This window comes from Methylobacillus sp. MM3 (genome assembly GCF_001645185.1).
Taxonomy (GTDB): domain Bacteria; phylum Pseudomonadota; class Gammaproteobacteria; order Burkholderiales; family Methylophilaceae; genus MM2.
In genome coordinates this window covers 176,811-203,371 of sequence record NZ_LXTQ01000030.1, presented here as the reverse complement: position 1 = coordinate 203,371, position 26,561 = coordinate 176,811, and the positions used below count along the sequence as shown (strand labels likewise).

Here is a 26,561-nt window from a genome sequence, read left to right as displayed (position 1 = left end):
GCGTGGGCAAGTTGCTTGCCCACGCAAATAATGATTTGATCGTCCTGCAGATAAATCCAGTTTACACAGGGGTCAGTTTTGCGTATTCCAGCGCGAGCCATTTCATTCCGGCATTTCCGAAATTGACCTGCACCCGCAGGTCGTCCGCATTGCCTTCATAGCTGACCACTACCCCTTGGCCGAATTTCTGGTGGGCGACCGCCTGGCCGACGCGCCACGGGTAATTGGCACTCTGGCTGCGCGCCGGAGCGTAAGTAGATGCGGCAACTTTCGGTTCGGAGCGTGAATTCATCCGCTTCAGCAACTCCTCCGGAATCTCATCCAGGAAGCGCGATGGGATGTTGTAGCGTACCTGTCCGTGCAGCATGCGGCTTTGTGTATGGCTGAGGTAAAGCCGGCGGCGCGCACGGGTCACCGCTACGTACATCAAACGACGTTCTTCTTCCAGCCCATTGGCCTCGTACATGCTTTGTTCATGCGGAAACAGGCCTTCTTCCAGCCCGCCGATGAATACGGTACTGAATTCCAGCCCCTTGGCGGCATGCACCGTCATCAGTTGCAAGGCATCCCGGCCCGGGTCGGCCTGGTGCTCGCCGGCCTCAAGGCTGGCAAACGTCAGGAATGCCGCGAGCAGTTGTTGCTGGCGGTTGGCCTCGGGTGAGACTCCCTCGGCGGTAGTATCTGAAAAATCGGTATCGCCGTGCTCCTGCACAAAAGCGACGGCGGCATTGACCAGTTCGTCCAGGTTGGCAATGCGGTCTTCGCCTTCCTTTTCGTTTTGATAATGCTGGCGCAGGCCTGAAAGCGTCGTGACCTGGTCTATCATTTCGGGCAAGGTCAGTCCGATGCAGGCCTCCTGCAGCAGGCGGACGAGGGTGACGAAACCTTCGATACCCCGGCCCGGCTTGGGTGCGGAGCCCGCTTTTTCCACTGCAGCTTGCCACAGGCTGCTTTTGCTCTGTTGCGCCGATTCCTGCAATTGCTCCAGGCTGCGCGCGCCGATGCCACGCGTGGGGAAATTGATCACGCGCAACAGCGCGGTGTCGTCTGCCGGGTTGGCGAGCAAACGGAGGTAAGCGAGTGCATGCTTGATTTCCGCACGCTCGAAAAAGCGCAGGCCGCCGTACACGCGATAGGGCAGGCCGGCGGTGAACAGCGCATGCTCAAGCACGCGGGACTGGGCGTTGGAACGGTATAGCAGAGCCATGTCGCCCAATGCCTGGCCTTCGGCGTGCAGCATTTTCACTTCTTCGACGACGAAACGCGCTTCTTCCTGATCGTTATAGGCGTCGTACACGCGCACCGGCTCGCCGGCGCCGGACGAGGTCCAGAGATTTTTGCCCAGGCGGTTGCGGTTGTGCGTGATGATCGCGTTGGCGGCATCGAGAATATTGCTGTGCGAGCGGTAGTTCTGTTCCAGCTTGATGATGTTCTGGACGGAAAAATCCTGCTCGAAATCCAGCATGTTGCCGACACGCGCGCCGCGGAAGGCATAGATGGACTGATCGTCGTCGCCCACGGCGAATACGCAGTTGTCCTTGCCCGCCAGCAGTTTGAGCCACAGGTATTGCAGGCGATTGGTATCCTGGAACTCGTCCACCAGCACATAGCGGAACCGCTGCTGATAGTGCTCGCGCAAGGCGGTTTCCCGGGATAGCACTTCATAGCAGCGCAGCAGCAGTTCGGAGAAATCGACCACGCCCTCGCGCTGGCATTGCGCGTCGTATTCGGAGTAGATGTCGCGCATCATTTCGGAATGCTTGTCGTAGGCATCCATGTGCTCGGCGCGCATGCCTTCTTCCTTGGCGCCGTTGATGTAGTGCTGCACCTGCTTGGGCGGGAATTTCTCGTCGTCGACGTTCATGGCCTTCATCACGCGCTTGATTGCGGAAAGCTGGTCGGCGGTATCGAGAATCTGGAACAGTGCCGGCAGACGTGCTTCGCGGTGATGTGAGCGCAGGAAGCGGTTGCACAGGCCATGGAAAGTACCGACCCACATGCCGCGCGTATTGATTGGCAGCATGCCGGACAGGCGCGACAGCATCTCCTTGGCTGCCTTGTTGGTAAAGGTGACCGCAAGCAGCCCGTTGGGGCTGACCTGACCGGTCTGGATCAGCCAGGCGATACGCGTGGTAAGCACGCGGGTCTTGCCGCTGCCGGCGCCGGCGAGGATCAGTGCCGACTGGTAAGGCAGGGTGACGGCTTCCAGTTGCTTGTCGTTGAGTCCATCGAGGAGGTCTGTCATGGCGTACCGTATCTTGGAGAGTCGCTGGCTGTAAATCTCATCCTCTTTGGCTGCAGTGCAGTCAAAGGATCAAATCCATCCAACTGGCTCAAATAAAAAATGCGTGCACCCATCGGCTGCACGCATCAAAAATTTTCTTGTTATCAGCGGGAACTAAGTTGTTCTGGCCTAATCTTATCCGTTAGACGTTTTATGCGTCTCCCGCTTCTCCTCCCTGAGCGGGCGCCTTATCCCAATAAGGCATCTTGTGCCCCGGTTTTATCCCCTTTAGCCGGGGCCTTTTTTTGCCTGTCGTTTGTGTCAGGCAAAAAACCTTGGAATGCAGGTAGGGAAGTATATTCCCAATATTAAAGATTCGACAACAAAAAAAACCGCTGTTATTTAATGCGTTGATCCATAAACAGAAATCCCCGCTTTTGGCGGGGATTTCTGTTGTGTGCTTACGAGGTGCGGCACCTTTCGGCACCGCAATCCCGTCGGGCAGACAATTACATCATGTCCATGCCGCCCATGCCGCCCATACCACCCGGCATTGCCGGGCCGTCTTCCTTAGGCAGTTCTGCAACCATGCAGTCGGTGGTCAGCATCAGACCAGCAACGGAAGCCGCGTTCTGCAGAGCGGAACGGGTCACCTTGGTCGGATCCAGCACGCCCATTTCAACCATGTCGCCATAGGTTTCGTTGGCAGCATTGAAGCCGTAGTTGCCCGTACCTTCAGCAACGTTGTTGACGACGACGGACGGTTCCACGCCGGCGTTGGAAACGATCTGACGCAGTGGCTCTTCGATCGCGCGCAGCACGATCTTCACGCCGGCGTCCTGGTCGTGGTTGTCGCCCTTGATCTTGGAGATCGCGGCACGCGTGCGCAGCAGAGCCACGCCGCCGCCGGCGACGATGCCTTCTTCAACCGCAGCGCGGGTAGCGTGCAGTGCATCCTCGACGCGGGCCTTCTTTTCCTTCATCTCGATTTCGGTGGTTGCACCCACCTTGATCACGGCAACGCCGCCTGCCAGCTTGGCAACGCGCTCTTGCAGTTTTTCGCGGTCGTAGTCGCTGGAGGCTTCTTCGACTTGCTTCTTGATTTGCTCGATACGGCTCTTGATGTTGGTCTCAACGCCGGCACCGTCGATGATGATGGTGTTTTCCTTGCCCACTTCGATACGCTTGGCTTGGCCGAGGTCGTTCAGGGTCACGTTTTCCAGCTTCAGGCCGAGTTCTTCAGCAATCACGGTACCGCCGGTCAGGATGGCGATGTCTTCCAGCATGGCCTTGCGACGGTCGCCGAAACCAGGAGCCTTGACGGCGCAGGTCTTCAGGATGCCGCGGATGTTGTTGACCACCAGGGTCGCCAGAGCTTCGCCTTCAATGTCTTCAGCGATGATCAGCAGCGGACGGCCAGCCTTGGCAACTTGTTCCAGGGTCGGCAGCAGATCGCGAATGTTGGAAACCTTCTTGTCGTACAGCAGCACGAACGGGTTTTCCAGCAGAGCGATTTGACGGTCCTGGTTGTTGATGAAGTACGGAGACAGGTAACCGCGGTCGAATTGCATGCCTTCGACGACATCCAGTTCGTTGGAAAGGCCGGAACCGTCTTCAACGGTGATCACGCCTTCCTTGCCGACCTTGTCCATTGCGTCAGCAATGATTTGGCCGATGGAAGAATCGGAATTGGCGGAGATGGAACCGACTTGTGCGATTTCCTTGCTGGTGGTGCAAGGCTTGGACAGGTTCTTCAGTTCGGAAACGGCCACTTCGACAGCCTTGTCGATACCGCGCTTCAGGTCCATCGGGTTCATGCCGGCGGCCACGGACTTCATGCCTTCGCGGATGATAGCTTGTGCCAGCACGGTAGCGGTGGTGGTGCCGTCACCTGCGATGTCGGAAGTCTTGGAAGCCACTTCCTTGACCATTTGTGCGCCCATGTTCTCGAACTTGTCTTTCAGTTCGATTTCCTTGGCAACGGATACGCCGTCCTTGGTGATGGTCGGGGCGCCGAAAGAGCGCTCCAGCACGACGTTGCGGCCCTTGGGGCCCAGCGTCACTTTTACTGCGTTGGCGAGAACATTCACGCCATTGGTCATTTTTTGGCGAACTTCATCGCCGAAACGTACGTCTTTAGCAGCCATTATTGAATTCTCCTAAATCTCTTTATTGTGCGATCAGGCTTCGACCACGCCCATGATGTCTTCTTCGCGCATGACCAGAAGCTCTTCGCCGGCAACCTTGACGGTCTGGCCGGCATACTTGCCGAACAGAACCTTGTCGCCGACCTTGACTTCCAGGGCGCGTACGGAGCCGTCTTCCAGCACCTTGCCATTGCCAACGGCGATGATTTCGCCTTGGTCGGGTTTTTCGGCTGCGGTGTCGGGGATGACAATGCCAGAGGCGGTCGTGCGTTCTTCTTCCAGGCGCTTGACGATTACGCGGTCATGCAAAGGACGAATTTTCATCGTGGAGTTCTCCTTTTTGATTAATCGGTAAAACGGATTTTTGGGTGAGACCGAGCGCTGTTAGCACTCATGTCTTTCGAGTGCTAATGATAGGGACTGCTTATCGAGATTTCAAGAGATAGTTTTGTGAAACGGCAAAAAATGCCGAATATTCAAAGCGGAGAGAGAAACGGCCATGCGTCGGGACGACGCATGGCCGGGAAGAATTACTTCGATTTACCGTTAATGGTGAGATTGTTCTGTACGGACTTGACGCCCTTCACGCTGCTGGCAACCTTGGCGGCCCGGCCTTGGAAGCGCACGTCCTTGGCATCGCCCGAGAGCGTGACCACGCCGTCATTGACTTCGACGTCGATATCGAGATTTTTCAATTGCGCTTCGTTTTTGAGCGCCTTTTCGACATTCTTGGTCAATTCGGAGTCGCTCACTCGCTCCTGTGGAGCGGCACTATCTTCGGTGCCAACGCCCGTGCCCATATCGCCCTGCTGAGTACTTTTGTCGGGAGCTTTTTCATAGCCGGTCGATGGATCTGATTGGGTATTGGTGCCGCCGGCGAATGCAAGGAAAGGCATGAGCGAAATGGCGAGGGCGCATAAAAGTTTCCTGAGTAATGTCGATTTCATCTTTCGAGTCTCCTTCCGAGTAAAAGTCAGTCCTGGATGACGGCCACGGATGCAGCTACTGCGGACTGATTGCAATAATTCATAGGAAATTGACTCAGGGGTTTGGTTGCATTCAGTTTGTATGATTAGAGTGTAGGAATAGGATGACGCGGCGAGTCCGACATAATGTTTATAATGGCTCCGATATGGATTATTCGCTGCGTCTCCGCAAGCATGTGCCTCGACTCCTGGCTTTGATGCTGGGCGCGACGGTCTCCATTGCAGCTGTGGCTGCCGGCGGGATGCCGTCCAATGCTGCAGAGAAACTCGCCAGATATGAGCAGCTTAAACTGCCGGAGCTGGTGCGGCGTGCCAATGCCAATGATGCATGGGCCCAGTTCGAGCTGGGGTCGCGTTTCAATTACGGTAGGAATGCACCCAAGAACAATACCGAGGCGCTGAACTGGCTGCGGCGCGCGGCGAAAAACGGGCAGCCGGATGCGCAACGTCTGTTGGCGGTGAAGTTGTACAACGGCTATGACGTCGCGGTCGACCATGATGAAGCGCTGCTCTGGGCGCAACGCCTGGCCGAGTCTGGCGATGCGCCGGGGCAGTTGATGCTGGGCAATATGTACGCCAATGGTGAGGGCAGCCCGCGCGATCTCGTGCGCGCCTATATGTGGTACGACATTGCCGCAACGATGGCACAACAGGACGCGGCCGACCCCGCGATGGAGCAAGCTGCCGTTGAAATGCGCGACAAGACCGAAGCATTGCTAATGCCAGAAGAAAAGGTCGTTGCGCAGGAATTCGCCAGCAACTGGTGGCTGCGCAAGCAGGGCGTCAGTCTGGCTGCCAGGCAGAAATCCAGTACGGCAGGCAAAAAAACCATCAGTCCGAAGAGGGCTGCGACCCATCCCAAGGCGCCCGCGAAACCGAAAACGCCAGTGAAGCCGGAAGTGAAAAAGCCGCAATAGCCCTGGTGCAGGCGTTCTCGCCTGCATATCCCACTTCACATGAGTTAATGCAGGCGTATCTGCCTGCGCTAGGAAGTCTACGCGAGAGTAATGGCTTCGCAGCCGTCACCCGAAACGCGCAGGTAATTGCCGGTCTCGTACCAGTCTCCCAGCACCCAGCGCGTGGTAATGCGGCCGTTGTCCTCGATGACATGCATGCCGGGCCGATGTGTGTGTCCATGGATCAGCAGTTCGGGATGATCGTAGCGGCGCAGCATTTCGACGACGGCATCTGCATTCACGTCCATGATCGCTTCCGCCTTGTGGGATTTCTCGGATTCGCTGCGCATGCGCAGGGCCTCAATTTGTGTCTTGCGTGCTGCAAGAGGCTGAGAGAGAAAAGTCTGTTGCCAATCTGCATTGCGGACCTGAAGCCGGAATTTCTGATATTCGATATCATCGGTGCACAGCAGGTCGCCATGGGACAGCAAGACGCGCTGCCCATACAACTCGATCAAGTGCGGGTCGTTCAGAATAGCCATGCCGGATGCATGCGCAAATTTCTCTGCCAGCAGAAAGTCGCGGTTGCCATGTATCAGCGCCACCGGCGTGCCGCTTTCGGCAAGCGCCCGGAATGCGTCGCAGATTTCCTGATGAAACGGGTCGGCGAGGTCGTCGTCGCCGGCCCAGTATTCAAACAAATCACCCAGCACATACAGCGCCCGCGCACCACGCGCCATGCCGGAAAGAAACTTCAGCAGCAGGGCGGTGATGCGCGGACGCGAAGTGCAGAGGTGCAGGTCGGATATGAAGAGTGTAGGGGCGGTGCCGTTCAGCACTGCTCGGCGCGCTCGATCACGACATCCTCGGCGGGCACGTCCTGATGGCCGGCCTTGTTGCCGGTTTTGACCTGACGAATCTTGTCGACGACGTCGGTGCCATCGGTCACCTTGCCGAACACGCAATAGCCCCAGCCTTGCGATGTCGGGGAGGAGAAATTGAGGAAGTCGTTGTCTGCCACGTTAATGAAAAACTGGCTGCTCGCCGAATGCGGATCTGGCGTGCGGGCCATGGCGATGGTGTAAGCCTTGTTCTTCAGGCCATTGTCGGCTTCATTCTTGATCGAGGCATTGGTGCTCTTTTGCGACATACCGGGCTCGAAACCGCCGCCCTGGATCATGAAGCCGTCAATCACGCGATGAAATACAGTGTTGTTGTAAAAGCCGCTGTCGACATACTCAAGAAAATTGGCAACGGTGACAGGAGCCTTTTCCGCATCCAGTTCCAGGGTGATGACGCCAAAATTGGTGTGAAGTTTAACCACGTTTCTTTCCTTTTTTCGATGATTTCTGTGTTGCGGGCAGTGCCTCGCCGGTCCTGTTGGACTCTTCCGCAATTATAGGGGTTTCCAGCAGTGCTGCCTTTTCGATGACGATGGTTTCCTGCGGCACGTCGGAAAGCTTGCCGAACGCTTGTGTCGGAATGCGGCCGATTTTCTGCGCGATGTCCATGCCACGGATAACCTTGCCGAATACGGTATATCCCATCAGGGACGGTTCGGGGCGGTAGTAATTGAGCATCTTGTTGTCGTCGAGGTTGATGAAGAACTGCGCCGTTGCGGAATCGGGGTTGAACGCGCGCGCCATCGCCAGGGAGCCGGGCTCGTTGCGCAGCCCGTTATTGGCTTCGCTCGTGACAGGCGGTAAGGTTTGCTTGGAGCGCATGTCCGATGTCAGCCCACCGCCCTGAATGATGAATTTATCAATCACACGATGGAAAATCGTACCTTCGTAAAACCCGCTTTTTACGTAAGTCAGGAAATTCTCGACGGTTTTCGGAGCCTTGTCCGGATATAGCTCCACGACGATACTCCCCATGTTGGTCTGGAACTCAATCTGGGGGTTGGCCGCGAGTGCGGGATGGCTGATGAACAGCCAAAACAGGAACGATAAAGCGAATTTCTTCATGATTTCTCCTCCGCTGATGCGCAGAAGGGTCAGCTTGCACCTTCGTACAAAATCTTCCAGCGCTTGTTTTCGAGCACCCAGTATTGGCGCTTCCGCATGCGGTCGTTCAGATTATTGCTTTTATATTGCTGCTCAAAATTGACGACGACCATTTCTTGCTGATCGTTAGGATAACGGAACACGCTGATGTTGGATAGCGTGATTTCAGTAGGAGCCGCAGTGGTCTGCTTACGACGTTTTTCTGCTGCCCAGTCGTCGAAGTCGCTATTTTTGGTAAAGAAGTCCCTGGAGTAGAAACCCAGATAGCGCTCGGTTTCCTGTGCTTCCCAGGCTTTGCGCCAGTTTTCCATTTCGCGCAGCAGATCGGCTTTTTGCGAAGTCAGTTGCGTATTCGAGACCAACTGCGCATCGCGTGCGATGATGACCGGTGTACTACCGTTTTTGAGATAAGGCTTCAATGCATCGAGGTCGGGATTGGAGAGCACAATGCAGCCGTCGCTGGCGCGAGGGGGGCGGCTATACGTATCGCCGGGCGTGCCGTGCAGCCAGATGCCGTGGCCGTCCTTGCCCTGTCGCAAGTCCCATTCGTTGGGATAATTGAGTGGAAATGCGCCGCTGCCGTAAAAATCCGGCAGTTTCCGCTGCAATTGCTTGCCGGCGAAATAGATGCCTTCGGGCGTGCGCTTGTCTCCCTCTTTCTGCTTGCCGACGCCATTCTTGCCGACGGTAATGTAGTAATCGGCCATGTAGCGCGGTGTGCCGTTGTCGTTGCTGTACAGGTAGAGGCGCGATTTCGCGATATCGACCACGATGGCGTGCGCAAATTCCGGGTCAAGGCGCCACAGGTATTCCGGTACATGCTGTACATCGTGTTGCGCAAGATAACGTTGCAAGCGTACGCGTGCTTCTTCCTGGAAGTCGACAATAGTGCCTTGCGGGGCATTGTTGATGCTGCCGAAGCTCACCAACTCGCGCGAACGCGCCATCAGCAGGTCGCCCCGGACAAGATGCGCCAATTTGAAGTTGGGGGCGATGTTCAGCAGGCTGTTGATGGTAGCCAGCGCGGCGTCGGTTTGCCCGCGCGTGATTTGAAGCAGGCTTTGCGCCAGAAGGCCCTCCACGTTGCGGGTTTTACCAAAGGAAGTTTGGTGAAATCCTGCCGGCAAGTTGCCGTCCGCATTCACCGCCGTGGCATTCCAGGATGGCGCGGCAAACAGCATCAGCCCCATGGTTAGAGCAAGCGTGCGTTGCCTGCTGCTTCTCGCCGGAGGATTCACCGCGCGAGTTCCTCCACGATCAGCCAGCGGTTGCCGCTCCTGTTCAGGATCAGCGTCTTGTTGGTGCGTTTTGAAATTCTGTCGGCGCGGTAGTTCTGCTTGAATCGTACCTTGGCGTGATTGCCGTCATTCTCTATCTTGAGATTGGCGATATCGACAGTGATGGATTCCGGGCTGTTGATGCGCGAGCGGCGAGTCTGTTCCCAGGCGCGACGGCTTTCTCCCTTGGGGGTCTTGAAGTTGCCGGCGTAATAGTCGAGATACCGGTCCACGTCCTGACGCGACCACGCTTTGGCCCAACCTTTGATCGTAGCCTCGATCCGTGCGGCTGGATCGTCGGCGACGGGCTCTTTTGCTGCCTTTGGCGAGGGAGCGATCGGCTGGGCTTCAGGTTTTGCCATGGGCGCGGCAACGGGAGTAAGAGCTGTTTGAAGGGGCGCCGCCGGAGCCGAGGCGGCGAGTACCGGTTTTGCAACGGGGGCAGGCGCCGCTGCCTTGATTGGAGCAGGAGTTGTCGGCTGCGTGTTCGCAGCCATTGCCAATGCCTGTTTTTCTGCATACGGCAGGCCGACCATGGCGAGGCGAGGTTGGGGGCGGATCGATGTATCGTCGGTTTTCAGAGCCTTGCCGTAGGCCTCGGATGCCATTGCTGCATAGATGCCGCTCAAATTGTCATGCACGGCTGCGTAGCTTGGATGGGTACGCAACGCTGTTTCCAATGTTTGCCGTGCCCGTTCGAATTGCCCCTGGCTGGCATAAAGTACTGCCAGGTTGTTGTAGGGCTCGGGCCAGGTGGGGTTCTGTTTGATGAGGTCGTTGTAGAGGCGAATGGCCTCTGCAGTTTTCTTCTGCTCGCCAAGCAATATACCTTTTATGAATGTTCCGCGGACATCGCCAGGATGCGCTGCAAGATAGCGTTCGAGGTTTTTTTCGGCTTCAACATGCTGGTTGCGGCCGATCAATTGCGAAATTTTTTGCAGCTCGTCCGGCTCGGAATGCGCCTGGGGCGCGAGGAAAGCGAGCAGGAGAGCCGTCAAGGCGAGAAGGGCGCGGGAGTGCATTATGGTATATACTTTGCCCGGTTATTTAGCGGCCAAATTCTATCAATTTCCGCTTCCAATCTCCAACAGTTTCGAGCCTTCCGAGACCAACAAAACGCCTTGATTCCATGCTGAAGATCTACAACTCCATCGCCCGCGAAAAAGAAGAATTCCACCCGATCACTCCCGGTAAGGTACGCATGTACGTGTGCGGCATGACAGTATACGATTTCTGTCACTTGGGCCATGCGCGCGTCATGGTGGTTTTCGACATGGTGGCGCGCTGGCTGCGGGCCTCCGGGCTCGATCTCACCTACGTGCGCAACATTACCGATATTGACGACAAGATCATCAAGCGTGCCGCGGAAAACAACGAGTCCATCGGGGAACTGACTGAACGCTTCATCCGCGCGATGGACGAGGACGCGGCGGCGCTCGGTGTGAAGAAGCCCGATCTCGAACCGCGTGCGACGCAGCATATCGCCGACATGCTGAACATGATTGCCGTGCTGGTCGAAAAAGGCCTCGCCTACCGCGCAGACAACGGGGATGTGTTTTATGCCGTGCGCGGTTTCAATGGCTACGGCAAACTCTCGGGAAAATCGCTCGAAGACCTGCGAGCCGGAGAGCGCGTCGAAGTGGATGCTTACAAACGCGATCCGCTGGACTTCGTTTTATGGAAATCCGCCAAGCCGGGCGAGCCCGCATGGGAGTCCCCATGGGGCCCTGGCCGTCCCGGCTGGCATATCGAATGCTCGGCGATGAGCGATCATCATCTGGGCCATCATTTCGATATTCACGGTGGCGGGCAGGATTTGCAGTTCCCGCATCACGAGAACGAAATTGCTCAATCCGAAGGCGCGCATGATTGCACCTATGTGAATTACTGGATGCACAACGGCTTCGTCCGCGTGGACGAAGAGAAGATGTCCAAATCGCTGGGTAATTTCTTCACCATCCGCGAAGTGCTGACCAAATACGATCCGGAAGTGCTGCGCTTTTTCATCCTGCGCGCGCATTACCGCAGTCCGCTCAATTACTCCGACGCGCATCTTAATGACGCGAAGCAGGCGCTCACTCGCCTGTATACCGCATTGCGCGGAATCGAAGTGGATGCCGCTACGCTGAATTGGAACGACCCGCAGATGGCGCGCTTCCAGACCGCGATGGATGATGACTTCAATACGCCGGAAGCCATGGCGGTGCTGTTCGATCTGGCAAACGAGGTGAACCGCAGCCGCGACGTAAACGCTGCTGCGCGCCTGAAGACCCTGGCCGGAGTGCTGGGCTTGTTGCAGCGTCCGCCCGAGGAATTTCTGCAAGGTGCAAGTACAGCTGGTGCGTTGGCACCGGATCAAATCGAAGCGCTGATTGCGGAACGCGCGGCAGCCAAGGCAACCAGAAACTTCGCCGAAGCCGATCGTATTCGCAAGGAGTTGCTGGATAACGGCGTGGTGCTCGAAGATACGCCGCAAGGCACGATCTGGCGGAGTGCGTAATGTATAGCCTGCTGAAGCCATTGCTATTCCGGCTGGATGCGGAACGTGCGCATCACCTGACGCTGGATTCCCTGCAAGTCGTGAATCGGCTGAAGTTAAGCGGGCTGCTACCAAAACCTCCGGTGTGTCGCACTCGCCGCGTCATGGGGCTGGATTTCCCGAATCCGATTGGCCTTGCGGCCGGTCTGGACAAGAACGGTGCCTACATCGATGTGCTGGCGACACTCGGTTTCGGTTTCATCGAAGTCGGCACCGTAACGCCGCGTCCGCAGCCGGGCAATCCCCAGCCGCGCCTGTTCCGCATTCCCGCGGCACAAGCCATCGTTAACCGCTTCGGTTTCAATAACGAAGGCGTGGATGCGCTGGCCGAGAATGTGAAAAACGCCCGCTATCGCGGCATACTCGGCATCAATATCGGCAAGAATTTCGATACACCCAACGAACGTGCGGTGGACGATTACCTGATCTGCCTGCGCAAGGTTTACGCCCATGCCAGTTACGTGACGGTCAACATTTCCTCGCCCAATACCAAGAATCTGCGCCAGTTGCAGGAAAAGGAAGCGCTGGAAAACCTGCTTTCGGCGTTGAAGGCGGAGCAGGAAAAACTGGCTCAGCAATATGGACGTTATGCCCCGATAGTACTGAAGATCGCCCCGGATCTGACCGCCGAGCAAGTGGTCGAGATCGCTGATTTGCTGCTGCAATATCGCTTCGATGGCGTAATTGCCACCAACACCACGCTTTCGCGCGAGGGTGTCGAAGGGATGGAAAATGCCGAGGAAACGGGTGGACTTTCGGGCGCGCCGGCACGGACGAAATCCACGGCGGTGGTCAAGCAGTTGAGCCTTGCCTTGAAAGGCGAAATCCCCATTATCGGCGTCGGCGGCATACTGACCGGTGAGGATGCGCGGGAGAAAGTCGATGCCGGCGCCAGCCTGGTTCAGGTGTATACCGGCCTGATCTATCGCGGACCGATACTTGTCAAGGAAGCTTGCGCCGCACTTGGCTAACCAGCTTTACTCTTTCAGGCTATCTTTCGCGAAGCGCACCCATTCTTGCTCGGCTTCATGGTTGATCTTGAAGCGTTTGGCGTGATGTATCACCTCTTCGAACATGCCGTCTGCTTGCGATTGATGGCCGAGCGATTGCAACAGCGACGCATGGCGGCATTTCGCTTCAAGGCCGGTATAAACCGGGGTCAATTCCTCATAGAGCGCCAAGGCGGCTGAAGTGTCTGTTTTCTCAAGCAAGCGTGCCCGCAGGAGCTTGACTTCCTGCGGCTTGAACGCGGGGTGAGCGGTTTCGAGCTGGCATAGCAATCGCTCGGTCTCATCCGGTTGTTCGCGTATCAATTGCGCGTTGGCCAACTTGAAAATAATCAGTGGATCATTGCAGTAGGCCCTTGTCAGGCAGCTTTTGTAAAGATTGGCCGACTCGTCGTACATGCCCGCCGCTTCGCATTCTTCGGCCAACGCCATCTTGTTATCCATGCTGCCGCATATTTCCAGCTCTTCCGCGCGACGTTTCAATTCGGCGTCGGGTTGGATGGTCCGCACGAGGTCGAGGACGGTTCTGCGCGCTTTGCGATGCTCGCGAGAGTTGGGGAAAATCTCGACAAAATAGTAAATGAGGCTTCCGCCCACGGGGAAGGAAAGAATGACATATGCCCACCACGAGGGGCGGCCCGTGCGTATGACGTGATAGATGAAGAACGCCTGCACCGCAACGGTGAGTACGATCAGGATAGGCATGACTTTCCCCCTTTCGATGAAAGGGCATCATAGCCATGCCTGGCAAAAATCGCCAGTGCGACAATCGATGATCGAGTGGACGATGCCGGGTCCCGGCAAAGATGAGATGGTTCTCGGGGATGGCGCGTGCCATCCCCGAGAACCTGATTACTGGGCTTCGTTGACGGCGAGTTCTGGTTTGGCGTCGCCAGAGTCCTCGTCGAATATCAGCACGACTTTCTCATTCGTATCGATATCAACGGTGACGCTGCCGCCGTGCGACAGGCGGCCGAACAACAGCTCGTCAGCCAGTGCGCGACGAATTGTGTCCTGGATCAGGCGGGCCATCGGACGTGCACCCATTTGCGGGTCGAAACCGGTCTTGGCAAGATACTCCTTCAAGGTATCGGTGAATGTCACATCTACCTTTTTCTCGTGCAACTGATCTTCCAGTTGCATCAGGAATTTCTCGACTACGCGCATGATGACGTCGTGATCCAGTGCACCGAATGACACGATGGCATCCAGCCGATTGCGGAATTCCGGCGTGAAGAGCCGCTTGATTTCCCCCATTTCGTCACCGCTGCTGACTGACTGGGTGAATCCCATGCTGGACTTAGACAATGATTCCGCGCCAGCATTGGTCGTCATGATAATGGTTACATTGCGGAAATCCGCCTTGCGGCCATTGTTGTCGGTCAGCGTGCCGTGGTCCATGACTTGCAGCAGGATATTGAAGATATCCGGGTGCGCCTTCTCGATTTCATCCAGCAGCAATACGGAATAGGGATGCTTGGTGATCGCTTCCGTCATCAGGCCGCCCTGCTCGAAACCAACATAGCCCGGAGGTGCGCCGATGAGGCGGGAGACGGCGTGACGTTCCATGTATTCGGACATGTCGAAACGCACCAGTTCGATACCCAGCGTGTAGGCCAGCTGACGGGCGACCTCGGTTTTACCGACGCCGGTCGGGCCAGAGAACAGGAAGGAGCCGATGGGCTTTTGCGCATTGCCCAGGCCACTCCGCGCCATTTTGATGGCGGCGGACAAGGCATCGATCGCTTTGTCCTGGCCGAAAACCACAGCCTTGAGGTCGCGATCCAGTGTTTTCAGCGCATTACGATCATCAGACGAGATATTCTGCGGAGGGATGCGCGCAATCTTGGCGATGATATCCTCGATTTCCCTATTGCCGATCACCTTCTTTTGCTTGGATTTCGGCAGGATGCGCTGAGCGGCGCCGGCTTCATCGATGACGTCGATAGCCTTGTCGGGCAAATGGCGATCATTGATGTATTTCGCGGAAAGCTCGGCAGCTGTATTCAACGCAGCGGACGTGTATTTGACGCTGTGATGCGCTTCGAAACGGGATTTCAGGCCCTTCAGGATTTCGACGGTTTCGGCGATGCTCGGCTCCGAAACGTCTACTTTCTGGAAGCGACGCGACAGCGCATGATCCTTCTCGAACACGCCGCGATATTCCTGATAGGTGGTCGCGCCTATGCACTTCAGGGTGCCGTTGGATAGTGCGGGCTTCAGCAGGTTGGAAGCATCCAGAGTGCCGCCGCTTGCAGCTCCCGCGCCGATCAGTGTATGGATTTCGTCGATGAAGAGGATCGCATTGGGATTGTCCGAGAGCTTCTTGAGCACAGCCTTCAGACGCTGCTCGAAGTCGCCGCGATACTTGGTGCCGGCCAGCAGGGCACCCATGTCCAGCGAATAGATGGTCGCGTTGCTCAGGACTTCCGGAACGCTGCCTTCCACAATGCGCCGGGCCAGACCTTCTGCAATCGCAGTCTTGCCGACGCCGGCTTCGCCGACCAGCAAAGGATTGTTCTTGCGACGACGGCACAGGGTCTGCACCACGCGCTCAAGTTCGGGGCCGCGGCCGATCAAGGGGTCGATGCGGCCGGCCAGTACCAGCGAATTAAGGTTTTGTGTAAAGTTTTCCAGAGCACCGGTGGAAGAGGCTTCGCCTTCCACTTCCTGTTCGGTTTCGGCGCGTTTGGCGGTGGTATTCTCGGCGACCTTGGTAATACCGTGGGAAATGAAATTCACCACATCCAAACGGGTGACGCCCATCTGGTGGAGGAAGAATACCGCGTGCGAATCCTTTTCGCCGAATATCGCGACCAGCACATTGGCGCCGGTTACTTCCTTCTTGCCGGAGGATTGGACATGCAGGATGGCACGTTGGATCACGCGCTGGAAACCCAGTGTCGGCTGCGTATCGACTTCATCGCTGCCGGTGACGGTGGGCGTATGTTCTTCGATGTAGTTGGTCAGTTCGCGACGCAGGATTTCGAGGTCGGCCCCGCACGCGCGCAGGACTTGCGCCGCAGTGGGATTGTCGATCATCGCGAGCAGAAGGTGCTCGACCGTGATCAGCTCATGACGCTTCTGACGCGCGTCCATGAACGCCATATGTAAGGATACTTCCAGTTCCTGCGCAATCATTTTAAGGCACCTCTAAATACCAATGACCGGTTGTACTGCTTGTTGCCGGCTTCCTGTGCCCGATTTTTCAGGAAGCCTTCATTCTTGTTCCATGATGCATTGCAAGGGGTGCTGATGCTCCCTGGCGAATGCGGTGACCTGGTTGACCTTGGTTTCGGCAATGCCGTGCGGATAGATGCCGCACAATCCAATGCCCTCGTTATGTACTTTGAGCATTATTTGAGTGGCCTGTTCGCGGCTTTTGGAAAAAAACTGCTGCAGAACCACCACAACGAATTCCATGGGCGTGTAATCGTCGTTCAGCAACAGCACCTTATACAGAGGTGGAGGTTTCTGTCGGGTTGCCGTGCTATCTACAACGGTACTTTCGTGAGTCTTCGCCATAGCGTGTTCTTATTGTGAGCCTAAACCGGATTTTTTCAAGTAGCCAGAACAGGCTATCAAAAGAATTTTCGATGAAGAAAATCTATTGGCTATACCTGAGCTAGGGGTAAATGCGAACGCTTTTTACAATGCGCTCATGCGTTTGTATGATTTCCAGCGTATGACCGCCTATCCTGAAGCTGGTGCCGGGTTCAGGAATATCCTCGAAATGCTCCAGCACAAGGCCGTTCAATGTCTTGGGGCCATCCAGCGGGAAACCGAGCCCCAGCTTGCGATTGAGGCTGCGCAATTGTACGCCGCCATCCACCAGCCAGCTGCCGTCAGGTTGTTCGTGGAAGGCGCCGCCGAAAGATGGCGATTGCGTGGTGAAGTCGCCGACGATTTCTTCGAGAATGTCTTCCAGCGTCACCAGGCCTTTGAGCTCGCCATATTCATCTACCACCAGCGCCAGGCGTTGCTGTTTTTCCTGGAATTGCTGGAGCTGGGTATAAAGCGGCGTTCCGCAAGGCACATAGTAAGGCTCGGCGACGATTTCGCGCAGAAGGTCGAGATCGAGTTGCCCGCTCTGCACCTGATGCATGACCTTGCGGATATGAATCACGCCGATGATTTCTTCGTTCGGCCCTTGCCGTACCAGCATGCGCGTATGGTGACTGGTCGCAATCTGCTGCAAGATCGTTTCGAGGGGTGCATCGAAATCCACGGCTTCGATTTGCGTATGCGCCGTCATCACATCGTCGACGGTGGCTTTCTCCAGGTCGAACAGGTTGAGCAGGATGCTACGGTGCTTTTTCGGGATGAATTTGCCCGACTCTGAAACGATAGTGCGCAATTCTTCCATGCTGATGGCATGCGCGGTATCGCTGAAGTCGGTTTTGATGCGGAGCAGTTTGAGGAAGCCGCTGACAAACAGGTTGACGAACCATACAACCGGGTAGGCGACCTTCAGCAAGGGATACAGAAAATAGCTGCATGCAAAAGCCAGCTTTTCGGGATAGGTGGCGGCAATGACCTTGGGCGAAATTTCGCCGAAGACAAGGATGGCGAATGTCACCGCCAGCGTGCCGCCAGCCAGCACGGCCTGGCCGTCTCCGAACAAGCGTACGCTGATCACCGTGACCAGGGTTGCGGAGGCGGCATTGGCGAAGTTGTTGCCGAGCAGGATCACGCCCAGCAGTTTGTCGGTTTTGGCCAGCAATCCGCTGGCGAGACGAGCGCCGCGATGCCCGGCGTTGGCAAGATGCCTCAATCGGTAGCGATTGAGAGACATGAGGCTGGTTTCGGCGATCGAAAAGAAAGCGCCGATCAGTAGCAGCCCGGCGAGAGCGCCGAGCTGCCACGATAAAGGAATGTCGTCCAAGGAGTGTATGTCTGCTTAAATGAAGCGCCAAGTTTCCGCGCAAGGGCGGAGCCTTGTCAAGGCAAGGCGTCCGCTGTTTCCTTCTTTTCCGGCTTGATCAGGTCTTCACGGGAGATTCCTAGCCACATCACGATGGGGCTTGCGACCAGCACCGAAGAGTAGATGCCGAACAAGATGCCGATGGTCAGCGCCAGCGCGAAGTTGTGCAGCACCTCGCCACCGAAGAACAGCATCGAGCACACCACGGTTTGCGTCATCGCATGGGTGATGATGGTGCGGGACATTGTACGGGTAATGGCGTTGTCGATGACCTCGGCCACGCCGGCCTTGCGCATCTTGCGGAAGTTTTCGCGTACCCGGTCGAAGACCACTACCGATTCGTTGACCGAGTAGCCCAGCACCGCCAGCACGGCGGCCAGCACAGTCAGGTTGAACTCCCACTGGAAGAAGGCAAAGAAGCCGAGAATGATCACCACGTCGTGCATGTTGGCGATCACCGCAGCCAGCGCGAAGCGCCATTCGAAACGCATCGCGAGGTAGGCCATGATGCCGAAACACACCAGCAGCATCGCCAGTGCGCCGTTCTCGTAGAGCTCTTGCCCTACCTGCGGTCCGACGAATTCGACGCGATGCAGTTCTACACGGGCATTGTCCTGGCGCAGTACGCCGATGACTTGCTCCGAGAGCTGCGCCGTGGAGAGGCCTTCCTTGATCGGCAGACGGATCAGCACGTCGCGGCTGGTGCCGAAATTCTGTACGGTGGCGTCTTTCAGCCCGATGCCGTCGATGGCGCTGCGGATCTTGCCGATGTCAGCTGCTTGCGGGTAGCTGATTTCCATGACCGTGCCGCCGGTGAAGTCCACGCCAAGCGCGAGGCCCTTGTGGGCGAGGAAGAACACCGAAAGCAGGAAAGTAATCAGCGAGATGGACGTCGTGAGGCGTCCATAGCTCATGAACGGGATGTCTTTTTTGATGCGGAAGAGTTCCATACGTTTTCCTTAGCCGATCGCCAGCTTGTTGATCTTGCGACGATAGCCATAGACCAGGTTGACCACGGCGCGCGAAACTACGACCGCGGTAAACATTGAAGTCATGATCCCGAGGACGTGTACCACGGCAAAGCCCTTCACCGGACCGGTGCCGAACATGAAGAGAGCGAGGCCGGCAATCATCGTGGTGATGTTGGAGTCGAGAATCGTGCCGAAGGCGCGGTCGTAGCCGGCGTGTATCGATGCCTGCGGCGAGCTGCCGTTGCGCATTTCCTCGCGGATCCGTTCGTTGATCAGCACGTTGGCGTCAATCGCCATGCCGAGCGTCAGCGCGATAGCGGCGAGACCGGGCAGTGTCAGGGTGGCTTGCAGCAGCGACAGGATCGCGACCAGCAGCAACAGATTGGCACCCAGCGCGAATACCGAAATTGTGCCGAAAACCATGTAGTACAGGATCATCATCACGGAAATTGCGGCAAAGCCCCACAGCGTGGAGTGAACGCCGCGATAGATGTTTTCCTCCCCCATGCTTGGCCCGACGGTGCGTTCCTCGATGATGTCCATCGGCGCTGCCAGCGCGCCGGCGCGCAGCAGCAGCGAAACGTCGGTCGCTTCCTGCACGTTGGCCATGCCGCTGATCTGCACGCGTCCGCCGCCGATTTCTTCCTGGATCACCGGCGCGGTGATCACTTCCGCCTGGCCTTTCTCGACCAGCAGGATCGCCATGCGCTTGCCGACGTTTTCACGTGTCACCTGCTTGAAGATGCGCGCGCCGCGACCATCCAGCGTCACGTGCACCACCGAGCCGCCGGATTGCTGATCGAGGCCGGGGCCGGCGTCAGTAATGTAGTCGCCGGTCAATACCACGCTTTTCTTGATCAGCAATGGGCGGCCGTCGCGGTCGACATAGTATTCGTCGCCGAACGGCACTTGGCCCTTGGCGGCAGCGTCCAGCGTGGCAGGCACGCTCTTCTCGTCATCCACCATGCGAATTTCCAGCGTTGCCGTGCGGCCGAGGATTTCCTTGGCCTTGGCGGTATCCTGCACGCCCGGCAATTGCACCACGATGCGGTCCATGCCTTGCTGCTGGATGATGGGTTCGGCAACGCCCAGTTCGTTGACGCGGTTGTGCAGCGTCTGCATGTTCTGCTTGAGCGCGAATTCCTGGATACGCTTTTGCGCCGGCATATCCAGCGAAGCGATCAGGACACTGCTCTCGCCATCGGAGGATTCCTTGAGCAGCAGATCGGGATAATTCTTGCGGATTTCGGCTTCCGCCTTGGCCTTGTCCGCGCTATTACGGAACTTCACCTGCACCGATTGCCCTTCGCGAACGACGCCGAGATAAGGAATACGGCTTTCGCGCATGGTGGTACGCAGGTCGCCCACATAACGCTCGACGGCTTTGTCCACCGCGCCCTTCATATCTACTTGCAGCAGGAAGTGCACGCCGCCGCGGAGGTCCAGGCCGAGATACATCGGCAGGGCGCCGATGTTATGCAGCCATTCCGGCGAGCGGGAAACCAGATTGAGCGCCACCACGTAATCCTTGCCCAGTCGCTCGGTAAGGACATCCTTGGCCTTGATCTGCGCGTCGGGGGTTGCGAAGCGGACCTTGATGCCCTTGTCGTCGAGGAACAGGCCGTCGACGGTGATGTTTTCTGCTTTAAGCGTGGATTCGACCTGCTCCAGCAAGGCTGGCTCCACCTTGAGAGTGCTCTTCGCCGGCGAAACCTGGACGGCGGGAGCTTCTCCGAAGAAGTTCGGTAACGCATACAGCATACCGAACAGCAGCGAGGCAAGAATAAGGATGTACTTCCAGAGCGGATAGCGGTTCATGGGGTAGTCCCGGTGATTTTCTTAGAGAGACTTGAGCGTGCCCTTGGGCAGCAGGGTCTGCACAGTGTGCTTCTGTACCTGGACGACGACTTCAGGAGCGATTTCAAGTGCGACGAAACTGTCGCCGACCTTGACGATCTTGCCTGCTACGCCGCCGGTGGTCACGACCTCATCGCCCTTTTGCAGCGCTTCGATCATCTTGCGTTGTTCCTTGGCCTGCTTCATCTGCGGGCGGATGAGCATGAACCAGAACAGCACGAAAATAACAATTAAAGGGAGGAAGCTAGTCCAGTCCGGGGTGGCTGCCGCAGGGGCTGCGGCGTAAGCGTTGCTGATAAACACGATTAAGTCCTTTTAATGACTGACTAAAAGCAAAAAATTCTAGCACAAAGCTGGATGATCCATTCTCATGCCTGCCGGCGACGTCTGAATTCGTCGGCAAAACTGGCGAGCTGGCCTTGTTCGATGGCCGCACGCAGCCCCGCCATCAATTCCTGGTAATAATGCAGGTTATGGATGGTGTTGAGACGGCTGCCGAGAATCTCGCCGACGCGATGCAAATGGTGCAGGTAGGCGCGGGTGAAATGACGGCAGGTGTAGCAGGTGCATTCCGGATCGAGCGGAGCGGTGTCGGTCTTGTAGCGCGCGTTCTTCAACTTGATGTCGCCGTTGCGGGTGAACAGCCAGCCGTTGCGTGCGTTGCGGGTCGGCATCACGCAGTCGAACATGTCCACGCCGCGCTGCACGGCATCCACCAGATCCTCCGGCGTGCCCACCCCCATCAGGTAACGCGGCTTGTCGGCCGGCATGCGCTGCGGCAGATGGTCGAGTATGCGCAGCATGTCTTCCTTCGGTTCGCCCACGGAGAGGCCGCCGATGGCGTAGCCGTCGAAGCCGATATCGCTCAGACCCTTGAGCGAAATATCGCGCAGGTCTTCATACATGCCGCCCTGGATAATGCCGAACAGTGCGTTCGCATTGCCTTCATGTGCTTTCTTGCTGCGCTCCGCCCAGCGCAGCGATAGCTCCATCGAGTCGCGCGCCTGCGTCCAGGTCGCCGGATAAGGGGTACATTCGTCGAAAATCATCACGATGTCGGAGTTCAGCACTTTCTGAATGCGCATCGACTCTTCCGGTGTCAGAAAACACAAGTCGCCATTGATGGGCGAGCGGAATTTGACGCCTTCTTCGGTGATCTTGCGCAACGCGCCCAGGCTCCAGACCTGGAAACCGCCGGAGTCGGTGAGAATAGGGCCGTCCCAGCCCATGAAACGGTGCAACCCTCCGTGTGCTTCGATGACCTCAAGCCCCGGGCGCAGCCACAAATGAAAGGTATTGCCCAGCACGATGTGCGCGCCGATATCGCGGATTTCGTCCGGCGACATCGTTTTGACCGTACCGTAAGTGCCGACAGGCATGAAGGCCGGCGTCTGGACAACACCGTGGGCGAGAGTGAGCGTGCCGCGGCGGGCGGCGCCGTCGGTATGGGTGACGGAATAGAGCATGATGGGGCGGCATACTACCATAAGAGGCCGTCGAAATCGGCCATAAGGCTCTGCTCGATCAGGCAATGGCCGATTGTCTGGCGAGGCTTTGTTGTTATACTTATCCAAACCGAATTCTCAGCAAGGCTCCCCCGAATGGCTAATCAACCCGTACCGCCGCGCCATCCTCGTCCATTGATCGACCCCAGACTGCGAGAGCGCAGCATCTACCTCCTTCCCAATCTTTTCACCACCGGCGCTCTGTTCGCAGGTTTCTATGCCGTGGTGCAGGCGATGGGTGGTCGCTATGAGCATGCGGCGGTCGCAATCTTTCTTGCGATGGTGCTGGATGGGCTGGATGGCCGGGTGGCGCGTCTCACGCATACGCAGAGCGCATTTGGGGCAGAGTATGACAGCCTTTCCGACATGGTTTCATTCGGTGTTGCCCCGGCGCTGGTGCTGTATGTATGGGCACTGAAACCAATGGGCAAGCTGGGCTGGATTGCAGCATTTATCTATTGTGCCGGTGCCGCACTGCGACTCGCGCGCTTCAATACCAAACTGGATGAGTCCGACAAACGCTATTTCCAGGGCTTACCCAGTCCCTCCGCCGCTGCGCTCCTGGCTGGTCTGGTATGGGTTTCATACGAAAATGGCGTCAGTGGATCGGATATTTTCTTCGGCTGGCTTCATATGAAATGGGTCGCTTGGGGCTTTACCGTGTTCGCAGGACTCACCATGGTCAGCGATTTGCGCTACTTCAGCGGCAAGGATTTCAACCTGCGCAAGAGCGTTCCCTTTGTGGTTATCCTGCTGATCGTCTTGGCTTTCGTGCTGGTTTCCTATAGCCCGCCGGAAGTGCTTTTCATGCTGTTTGTCGTGTATGGTTTATCCGGGTATGTGGGTTGGGTGATGCGGAGAGTTCGTAAAAACGCCGCATAGTTGCACCTGCCTATAAAAAAAGTTATATTCTTTTACCATGTTTTTCAATCGCTACAGCATCTTAGCCCTCCCGCATTACGGCCTCCTACTGGCCGGCCTGCTGCTGCGCGTCGCGCGCTAAATACTTTATCCTCCAATCAGGTTTTACAGGTGCGCACGGTACATTCCGTTACCATGCGAGTGCAGATATTTATGAGGCAGCAGCCTCCGGAAAGCTTTCAGGAATTCATGGCTTCCGTTAAGAAGAATGGAGCAAGACCATGCAGGACAAATTAATCATATTCGACACCACCTTGCGCGACGGCGAGCAAAGCCCCGGCGCGGCGATGACCAAGGAAGAAAAACTCCGCATCGCGCGCCAGCTGGAAAAGCTCGGGGTGGATATCATCGAAGCCGGCTTCGCTGCGGCAAGTCCGGGTGATTTCGATGCGATTCACAGCATTGCCGGCATTATCAAGGAATCTATCGTGTGCTCGCTGGCGCGTGCCAGCGAGAACGACGTGCGTCGTGCGGGTGAGGCGATCAAGCCGGCCAGGAAGGGTCGCATTCACACATTCATTGCGACCAGCCCGATCCACATGGAGAACAAACTGCGCATGACACCCGATCAGGTCGTCGAGCGCGCGGTGCAGGCGGTGAAGTGGGCGAAGGAATATACCGACGATGTGGAGTTTTCCGCAGAAGACGCGGTGCGTTCCGAAATGGATTTCCTTGTGCGCGTGTTCGACGCGGTCATCCAGGCGGGTGCCAAGACCATTAACGTGCCGGATACCGTGGGCTATTCGATCCCCGCATTGTGGGGCGAGCGCATCAAGCAATTGATCGAGCGCGTGCCGAATTCCGACAAGGTGATCTGGTCCACGCACTGCCATAACGACCTCGGCATGGCGGTTGCCAACTCGCTGGCCGCCGTGATGAACGGTGCGCGGCAAGTGGAATGCACCATCAATGGTTTGGGAGAACGCGCGGGCAATGCATCGCTCGAAGAAATCGTAATGGCGGTGAAGACCCGCAAGGATATTTTCACTTGCGACAGCCGCGTTGATACCACGCAGATCGTGCCGACTTCCAAACTGGTCTCATCGATTACCGGCTATCCGGTGCAGCCCAACAAGGCCATCGTCGGCGCGAACGCGTTTGCGCACGAATCCGGCATTCATCAGGACGGCGTGCTCAAGCATCGCGAAACCTATGAAATCATGCGCGCGGAAGATGTGGGCTGGAATGCCAACAAGCTTACCTTGGGCAAGCTTTCCGGTCGCAATGCGTTCCGCACTCGTTTGAAGGAACTCGGAATCGAATTGGATAGCGAGGATGCGCTGAATGCCGCGTTTGCGCGCTTCAAGGAATTGGCGGACAAAAAGTCCGAGATTTTCGACGAAGACTTGCAGGCGCTGGTCAGCGACGAGATCGTCAGCGAAGCTGGCGAGAACTACAAGCTGGTTTATCTCAATGTCTGTTCGCAGACCGGAGAGACGCCACATGCCAGGATCACGGTGCTGGATAACAGCGTTGAACGGAGCGCCGAAGCTGACGGCGGTGGCCCGGTCGATGCCTCGTTCAAGGCTGTTGAGCGTATTGCGGAAAGCGGCGCCGAGTTGCTGCTGTACTCGGTGAACAACATCACCACCGGCACCGATGCGCAGGGCGAGGTGACCGTCCGTCTATCCAAGGGCGGACGTATCGTCAATGGCCAGGGAGCGGATACCGATATCGTCATCGCTTCGGCCAAGGCGTATCTCAATGCCCTTAACAAGTTGCATTCCAAACTGGAGCGCGCGCATCCCCAGGTTTAGGCTGGTCTTGTTATAGCCAAGGGCCGCCTCCGAGCGGCCCTTTTTATTTTGCTGGTTTTGCTGCCTGGATTGCTTGTCAGGGCTTCGTCTTCAGGTAGCGCTCGTCGTTGAAGGTGTAAACCCAGCCGGGTCGGTAAACTACCAGCAAGGTTATCAGCATCCCGGTCAGCATGGCCTCCGACCAGCCCATGAGGATGAAGTAAGGCAAATACTGAGTATTGAGGTAACTACTGGAGTAAGCGCCTGCACTGCTCAACACCGCCACTGCCGCAAGGCCGCAGGAAAACATTGCCAGACCGGCGCCGAAAAAGGCATTGACGAAGATATACACGAATAAGTGGTTAGGCAGGCGCGCGTCTGCAATCCGGAAAATTGCATGGCTCAACAGCACTGGCAGCGTGGCCATCAGCAGGAAATTGATGCCGAGACTGGCCCATCCCGCTGCGCCGGACAATGTGACTGCCAGCAAGACGATCGCGAGAACCGTCAGCGCCAGCCATGGTCCGAACATCAAAGTAAGAAGGGTGCAGCCCAGCAGATGAAAATCAAGCCCGGGTCTGACCCCGGCCTTGATGCTCCAGACCAGCATCAGAGCGACCGCCGCGCCCATGCACACATTCAGCAGGTCTGGGCGTTGCAGCATGCGCCAGGGAGCAAGGCGCACCGCCAATGCAATTACACTTAGCGCCAGGCCATTGGCGACCCAGAGCAGTGTGGAAGGAAGCAGAATGTCTGGAAAATTCATGATGAAACGGGTAAAACCGCACGGTCTGCGCTAAACTTTACGCCTTTTAAAATGGTTGGAGAACACGATTGCGCCTCGCACTGTTTGATCTGGACAATACCCTGCTGGCTGGTGACAGCGATTTCGAGTGGGCGGAATTCCTGATTTCGCAAGGCGTACTTGATCGCCAGCTTCATCAGGCGCGCAATGCCAAGTTCTATGACGACTACAAGAATGGCACGCTGGATATCCACGCCTTCCTGGAGTTCCAGCTAAAACCCCTGTCGCAGCACCCGCGCAGTCAACTCGACGCCTGGCATCAGAAATACATGGAAATCAAAGTCCGCGGCATGATGACCGACAAAGCCCGTGCACTGGTGGAAAAACATCGCCAGGCTGGCGATCTGATGATGGTGATTACGGCGACCAATGGTTTTGTGACAGCACCGATCGCACACGAGTTCGGTATCGAAAACTTGATCGCGACTATCCCCGAGGAAATCGATGGCGAATTTACCGGGCGGGTCAGCGGCGTGCCGAGTTTCAAGGAAGGCAAGGTCACGCGTTTGCATGCATGGCTGCATGAGCGCGAAAAAGGTCTGGCCGATTTTGATGAGACGTGGTTTTACAGTGATTCGCTGAACGATTTGCCGCTATTGAAGGTGGTCGATCACCCGGTTGCAGTGGATCCAGACCCGGTTTTGCGCGCTTACGCCGAAGAAGCGAAGTGGCCGATTATCAGCCTGCGTAATTGATTGTCATGCCGGCAAAGACCGGTATCCAGTAGCGTGGTCGGCACGTCGGTTTATATAGAGACTGG

General features: G+C 56.8%; 24 protein-coding genes. 6 read left to right on the top strand and 18 right to left on the bottom strand.

Annotation, left to right across the window (positions count from 1 at the left end; all coding sequences use genetic code 11):
* Positions 1 to 61: 61 nt before the first annotated feature.
* The 4 genes from A7976_RS09835 to A7976_RS09820 form a co-directional block, all read right to left on the bottom strand.
* Positions 62 to 2,245, bottom strand: a complete 2,184-nt coding sequence (locus tag A7976_RS09835) for a UvrD-helicase domain-containing protein (protein WP_067110848.1) — start codon at positions 2,243 to 2,245, stop codon at positions 62 to 64.
* 488 nt (positions 2,246 to 2,733) lie between these two features.
* Positions 2,734 to 4,371 (bottom strand): chaperonin GroEL, encoded by a 1,638-nt coding sequence (groL, locus tag A7976_RS09830; protein ID WP_067110845.1) that lies wholly within the window; start codon positions 4,369 to 4,371, stop codon positions 2,734 to 2,736.
* Between the two features lie 33 nt (positions 4,372 to 4,404).
* Positions 4,405 to 4,695 carry a co-chaperone GroES gene (gene groES / locus A7976_RS09825; protein ID WP_067110843.1) on the bottom strand — a complete coding sequence of 97 codons (291 nt, stop codon included), beginning with the start codon at positions 4,693 to 4,695 and terminating at the stop codon, positions 4,405 to 4,407.
* A gap of 206 nt (positions 4,696 to 4,901) precedes the next feature.
* A complete protein-coding gene (locus tag A7976_RS09820; protein ID WP_082878081.1) occupies positions 4,902 to 5,318 on the bottom strand; it encodes a BON domain-containing protein in 417 nt (138 codons plus the stop codon).
* Positions 5,319 to 5,503: 185 nt separating this feature from the next.
* Between A7976_RS09820 and A7976_RS09815 the strand changes: the two genes are divergently transcribed.
* On the top strand, positions 5,504 to 6,274 hold the full coding sequence (locus tag A7976_RS09815; protein WP_067110837.1) for a tetratricopeptide repeat protein: 771 nt from the start codon (positions 5,504 to 5,506) through the stop codon (positions 6,272 to 6,274).
* Between the two features lie 77 nt (positions 6,275 to 6,351).
* Here the strand turns inward: A7976_RS09815 and A7976_RS09810 are convergent, their stop codons facing one another.
* Genes A7976_RS09810 through A7976_RS09790 form a run of 5 tightly spaced genes read right to left on the bottom strand, consistent with a single transcriptional unit; the run spans position 6,352 to position 10,558 of the window.
* Positions 6,352 to 7,089, bottom strand: a complete 738-nt coding sequence (locus A7976_RS09810) for a UDP-2,3-diacylglucosamine diphosphatase (RefSeq protein WP_067111168.1) — start codon at positions 7,087 to 7,089, stop codon at positions 6,352 to 6,354.
* Positions 7,086 to 7,577, bottom strand: a complete 492-nt coding sequence (locus tag A7976_RS09805; protein ID WP_067110835.1) for a peptidylprolyl isomerase — start codon at positions 7,575 to 7,577, stop codon at positions 7,086 to 7,088. Before A7976_RS09805 ends, A7976_RS09810 begins: the two co-directional genes overlap by 4 nt.
* Entirely contained in the window at positions 7,570 to 8,220 is a 651-nt protein-coding gene (locus A7976_RS09800; RefSeq protein WP_082878079.1) for a peptidylprolyl isomerase, read from the bottom strand. The genes A7976_RS09805 and A7976_RS09800 overlap by 8 nt, the downstream gene beginning before the upstream one ends.
* A 29-nt stretch (positions 8,221 to 8,249) precedes the next feature.
* Positions 8,250 to 9,449: a L,D-transpeptidase family protein gene (locus A7976_RS09795; RefSeq protein WP_067110832.1), complete on the bottom strand. Its 1,200-nt coding sequence runs from the start codon at positions 9,447 to 9,449 to the stop codon at positions 8,250 to 8,252.
* Between the two features lie 44 nt (positions 9,450 to 9,493).
* The gene (locus tag A7976_RS09790) at positions 9,494 to 10,558 is read right to left on the bottom strand and encodes a tetratricopeptide repeat protein (protein WP_067110829.1); all 1,065 of its coding nucleotides are present in this window, start codon (positions 10,556 to 10,558) and stop codon (positions 9,494 to 9,496) included.
* Between the two features lie 107 nt (positions 10,559 to 10,665).
* Here A7976_RS09790 and cysS point away from each other — a divergent pair, with 107 nt between their 5' ends.
* Together cysS and A7976_RS09780 are read left to right on the top strand one after the other, a co-directional pair.
* Positions 10,666 to 12,036 carry a cysteine--tRNA ligase gene (gene cysS / locus A7976_RS09785; RefSeq protein WP_067110826.1) on the top strand — a complete coding sequence of 457 codons (1,371 nt, stop codon included), beginning with the start codon at positions 10,666 to 10,668 and terminating at the stop codon, positions 12,034 to 12,036.
* Positions 12,036 to 13,046, top strand: a complete 1,011-nt coding sequence (locus A7976_RS09780) for a quinone-dependent dihydroorotate dehydrogenase (protein ID WP_067110823.1) — start codon at positions 12,036 to 12,038, stop codon at positions 13,044 to 13,046. The genes cysS and A7976_RS09780 overlap by 1 nt, the downstream gene beginning before the upstream one ends.
* A 6-nt stretch (positions 13,047 to 13,052) precedes the next feature.
* Here A7976_RS09780 and A7976_RS09775 read toward each other — a convergent pair whose 3' ends face one another.
* From A7976_RS09775 to tgt, 8 genes are all read right to left on the bottom strand, one after another.
* Positions 13,053 to 13,787 (bottom strand): hypothetical protein, encoded by a 735-nt coding sequence (locus A7976_RS09775; RefSeq protein ID WP_067110821.1) that lies wholly within the window; start codon positions 13,785 to 13,787, stop codon positions 13,053 to 13,055.
* 147 nt (positions 13,788 to 13,934) lie between these two features.
* The gene (gene clpA, locus A7976_RS09770) at positions 13,935 to 16,223 is read right to left on the bottom strand and encodes an ATP-dependent Clp protease ATP-binding subunit ClpA (protein WP_067110818.1); all 2,289 of its coding nucleotides are present in this window, start codon (positions 16,221 to 16,223) and stop codon (positions 13,935 to 13,937) included.
* Positions 16,224 to 16,301: 78 nt separating this feature from the next.
* On the bottom strand, positions 16,302 to 16,607 hold the full coding sequence (clpS, locus tag A7976_RS09765) for an ATP-dependent Clp protease adapter ClpS (RefSeq protein WP_067110816.1): 306 nt from the start codon (positions 16,605 to 16,607) through the stop codon (positions 16,302 to 16,304).
* Positions 16,608 to 16,707: 100 nt separating this feature from the next.
* Positions 16,708 to 17,967 carry an HlyC/CorC family transporter gene (locus A7976_RS09760; protein WP_067110813.1) on the bottom strand — a complete coding sequence of 420 codons (1,260 nt, stop codon included), beginning with the start codon at positions 17,965 to 17,967 and terminating at the stop codon, positions 16,708 to 16,710.
* 56 nt (positions 17,968 to 18,023) lie between these two features.
* Entirely contained in the window at positions 18,024 to 18,956 is a 933-nt protein-coding gene (gene secF, locus A7976_RS09755) for a protein translocase subunit SecF (RefSeq protein WP_067110811.1), read from the bottom strand.
* A gap of 9 nt (positions 18,957 to 18,965) precedes the next feature.
* Complete coding sequence (gene secD / locus A7976_RS09750) at positions 18,966 to 20,795, bottom strand: protein translocase subunit SecD (protein ID WP_067110809.1); 1,830 nt, start codon at positions 20,793 to 20,795, stop codon at positions 18,966 to 18,968.
* Between the two features lie 21 nt (positions 20,796 to 20,816).
* Complete coding sequence (gene yajC / locus A7976_RS09745; RefSeq protein ID WP_067110806.1) at positions 20,817 to 21,137, bottom strand: preprotein translocase subunit YajC; 321 nt, start codon at positions 21,135 to 21,137, stop codon at positions 20,817 to 20,819.
* Positions 21,138 to 21,202: 65 nt separating this feature from the next.
* Positions 21,203 to 22,300 carry a tRNA guanosine(34) transglycosylase Tgt gene (gene tgt, locus A7976_RS09740; RefSeq protein ID WP_067110803.1) on the bottom strand — a complete coding sequence of 366 codons (1,098 nt, stop codon included), beginning with the start codon at positions 22,298 to 22,300 and terminating at the stop codon, positions 21,203 to 21,205.
* Positions 22,301 to 22,435: 135 nt separating this feature from the next.
* On the opposite strand from tgt, the gene pssA reads away from it, so the two are divergent.
* The gene (gene pssA, locus A7976_RS09735) at positions 22,436 to 23,221 is read left to right on the top strand and encodes a CDP-diacylglycerol--serine O-phosphatidyltransferase (RefSeq protein WP_067110800.1); all 786 of its coding nucleotides are present in this window, start codon (positions 22,436 to 22,438) and stop codon (positions 23,219 to 23,221) included.
* A gap of 260 nt (positions 23,222 to 23,481) precedes the next feature.
* Positions 23,482 to 25,017 (top strand): 2-isopropylmalate synthase, encoded by a 1,536-nt coding sequence (locus A7976_RS09730; protein WP_067110797.1) that lies wholly within the window; start codon positions 23,482 to 23,484, stop codon positions 25,015 to 25,017.
* Positions 25,018 to 25,093: 76 nt separating this feature from the next.
* Here A7976_RS09730 and A7976_RS09725 read toward each other — a convergent pair whose 3' ends face one another.
* Positions 25,094 to 25,762, bottom strand: coding sequence for an energy-coupling factor ABC transporter permease (locus A7976_RS09725; RefSeq protein WP_067110796.1), 669 nt, complete (start codon positions 25,760 to 25,762; stop codon positions 25,094 to 25,096).
* A gap of 68 nt (positions 25,763 to 25,830) precedes the next feature.
* Here A7976_RS09725 and A7976_RS09720 point away from each other — a divergent pair, with 68 nt between their 5' ends.
* Positions 25,831 to 26,496 (top strand): HAD family phosphatase, encoded by a 666-nt coding sequence (locus A7976_RS09720; protein WP_067110794.1) that lies wholly within the window; start codon positions 25,831 to 25,833, stop codon positions 26,494 to 26,496.
* Positions 26,497 to 26,561 lie beyond the last annotated feature (65 nt).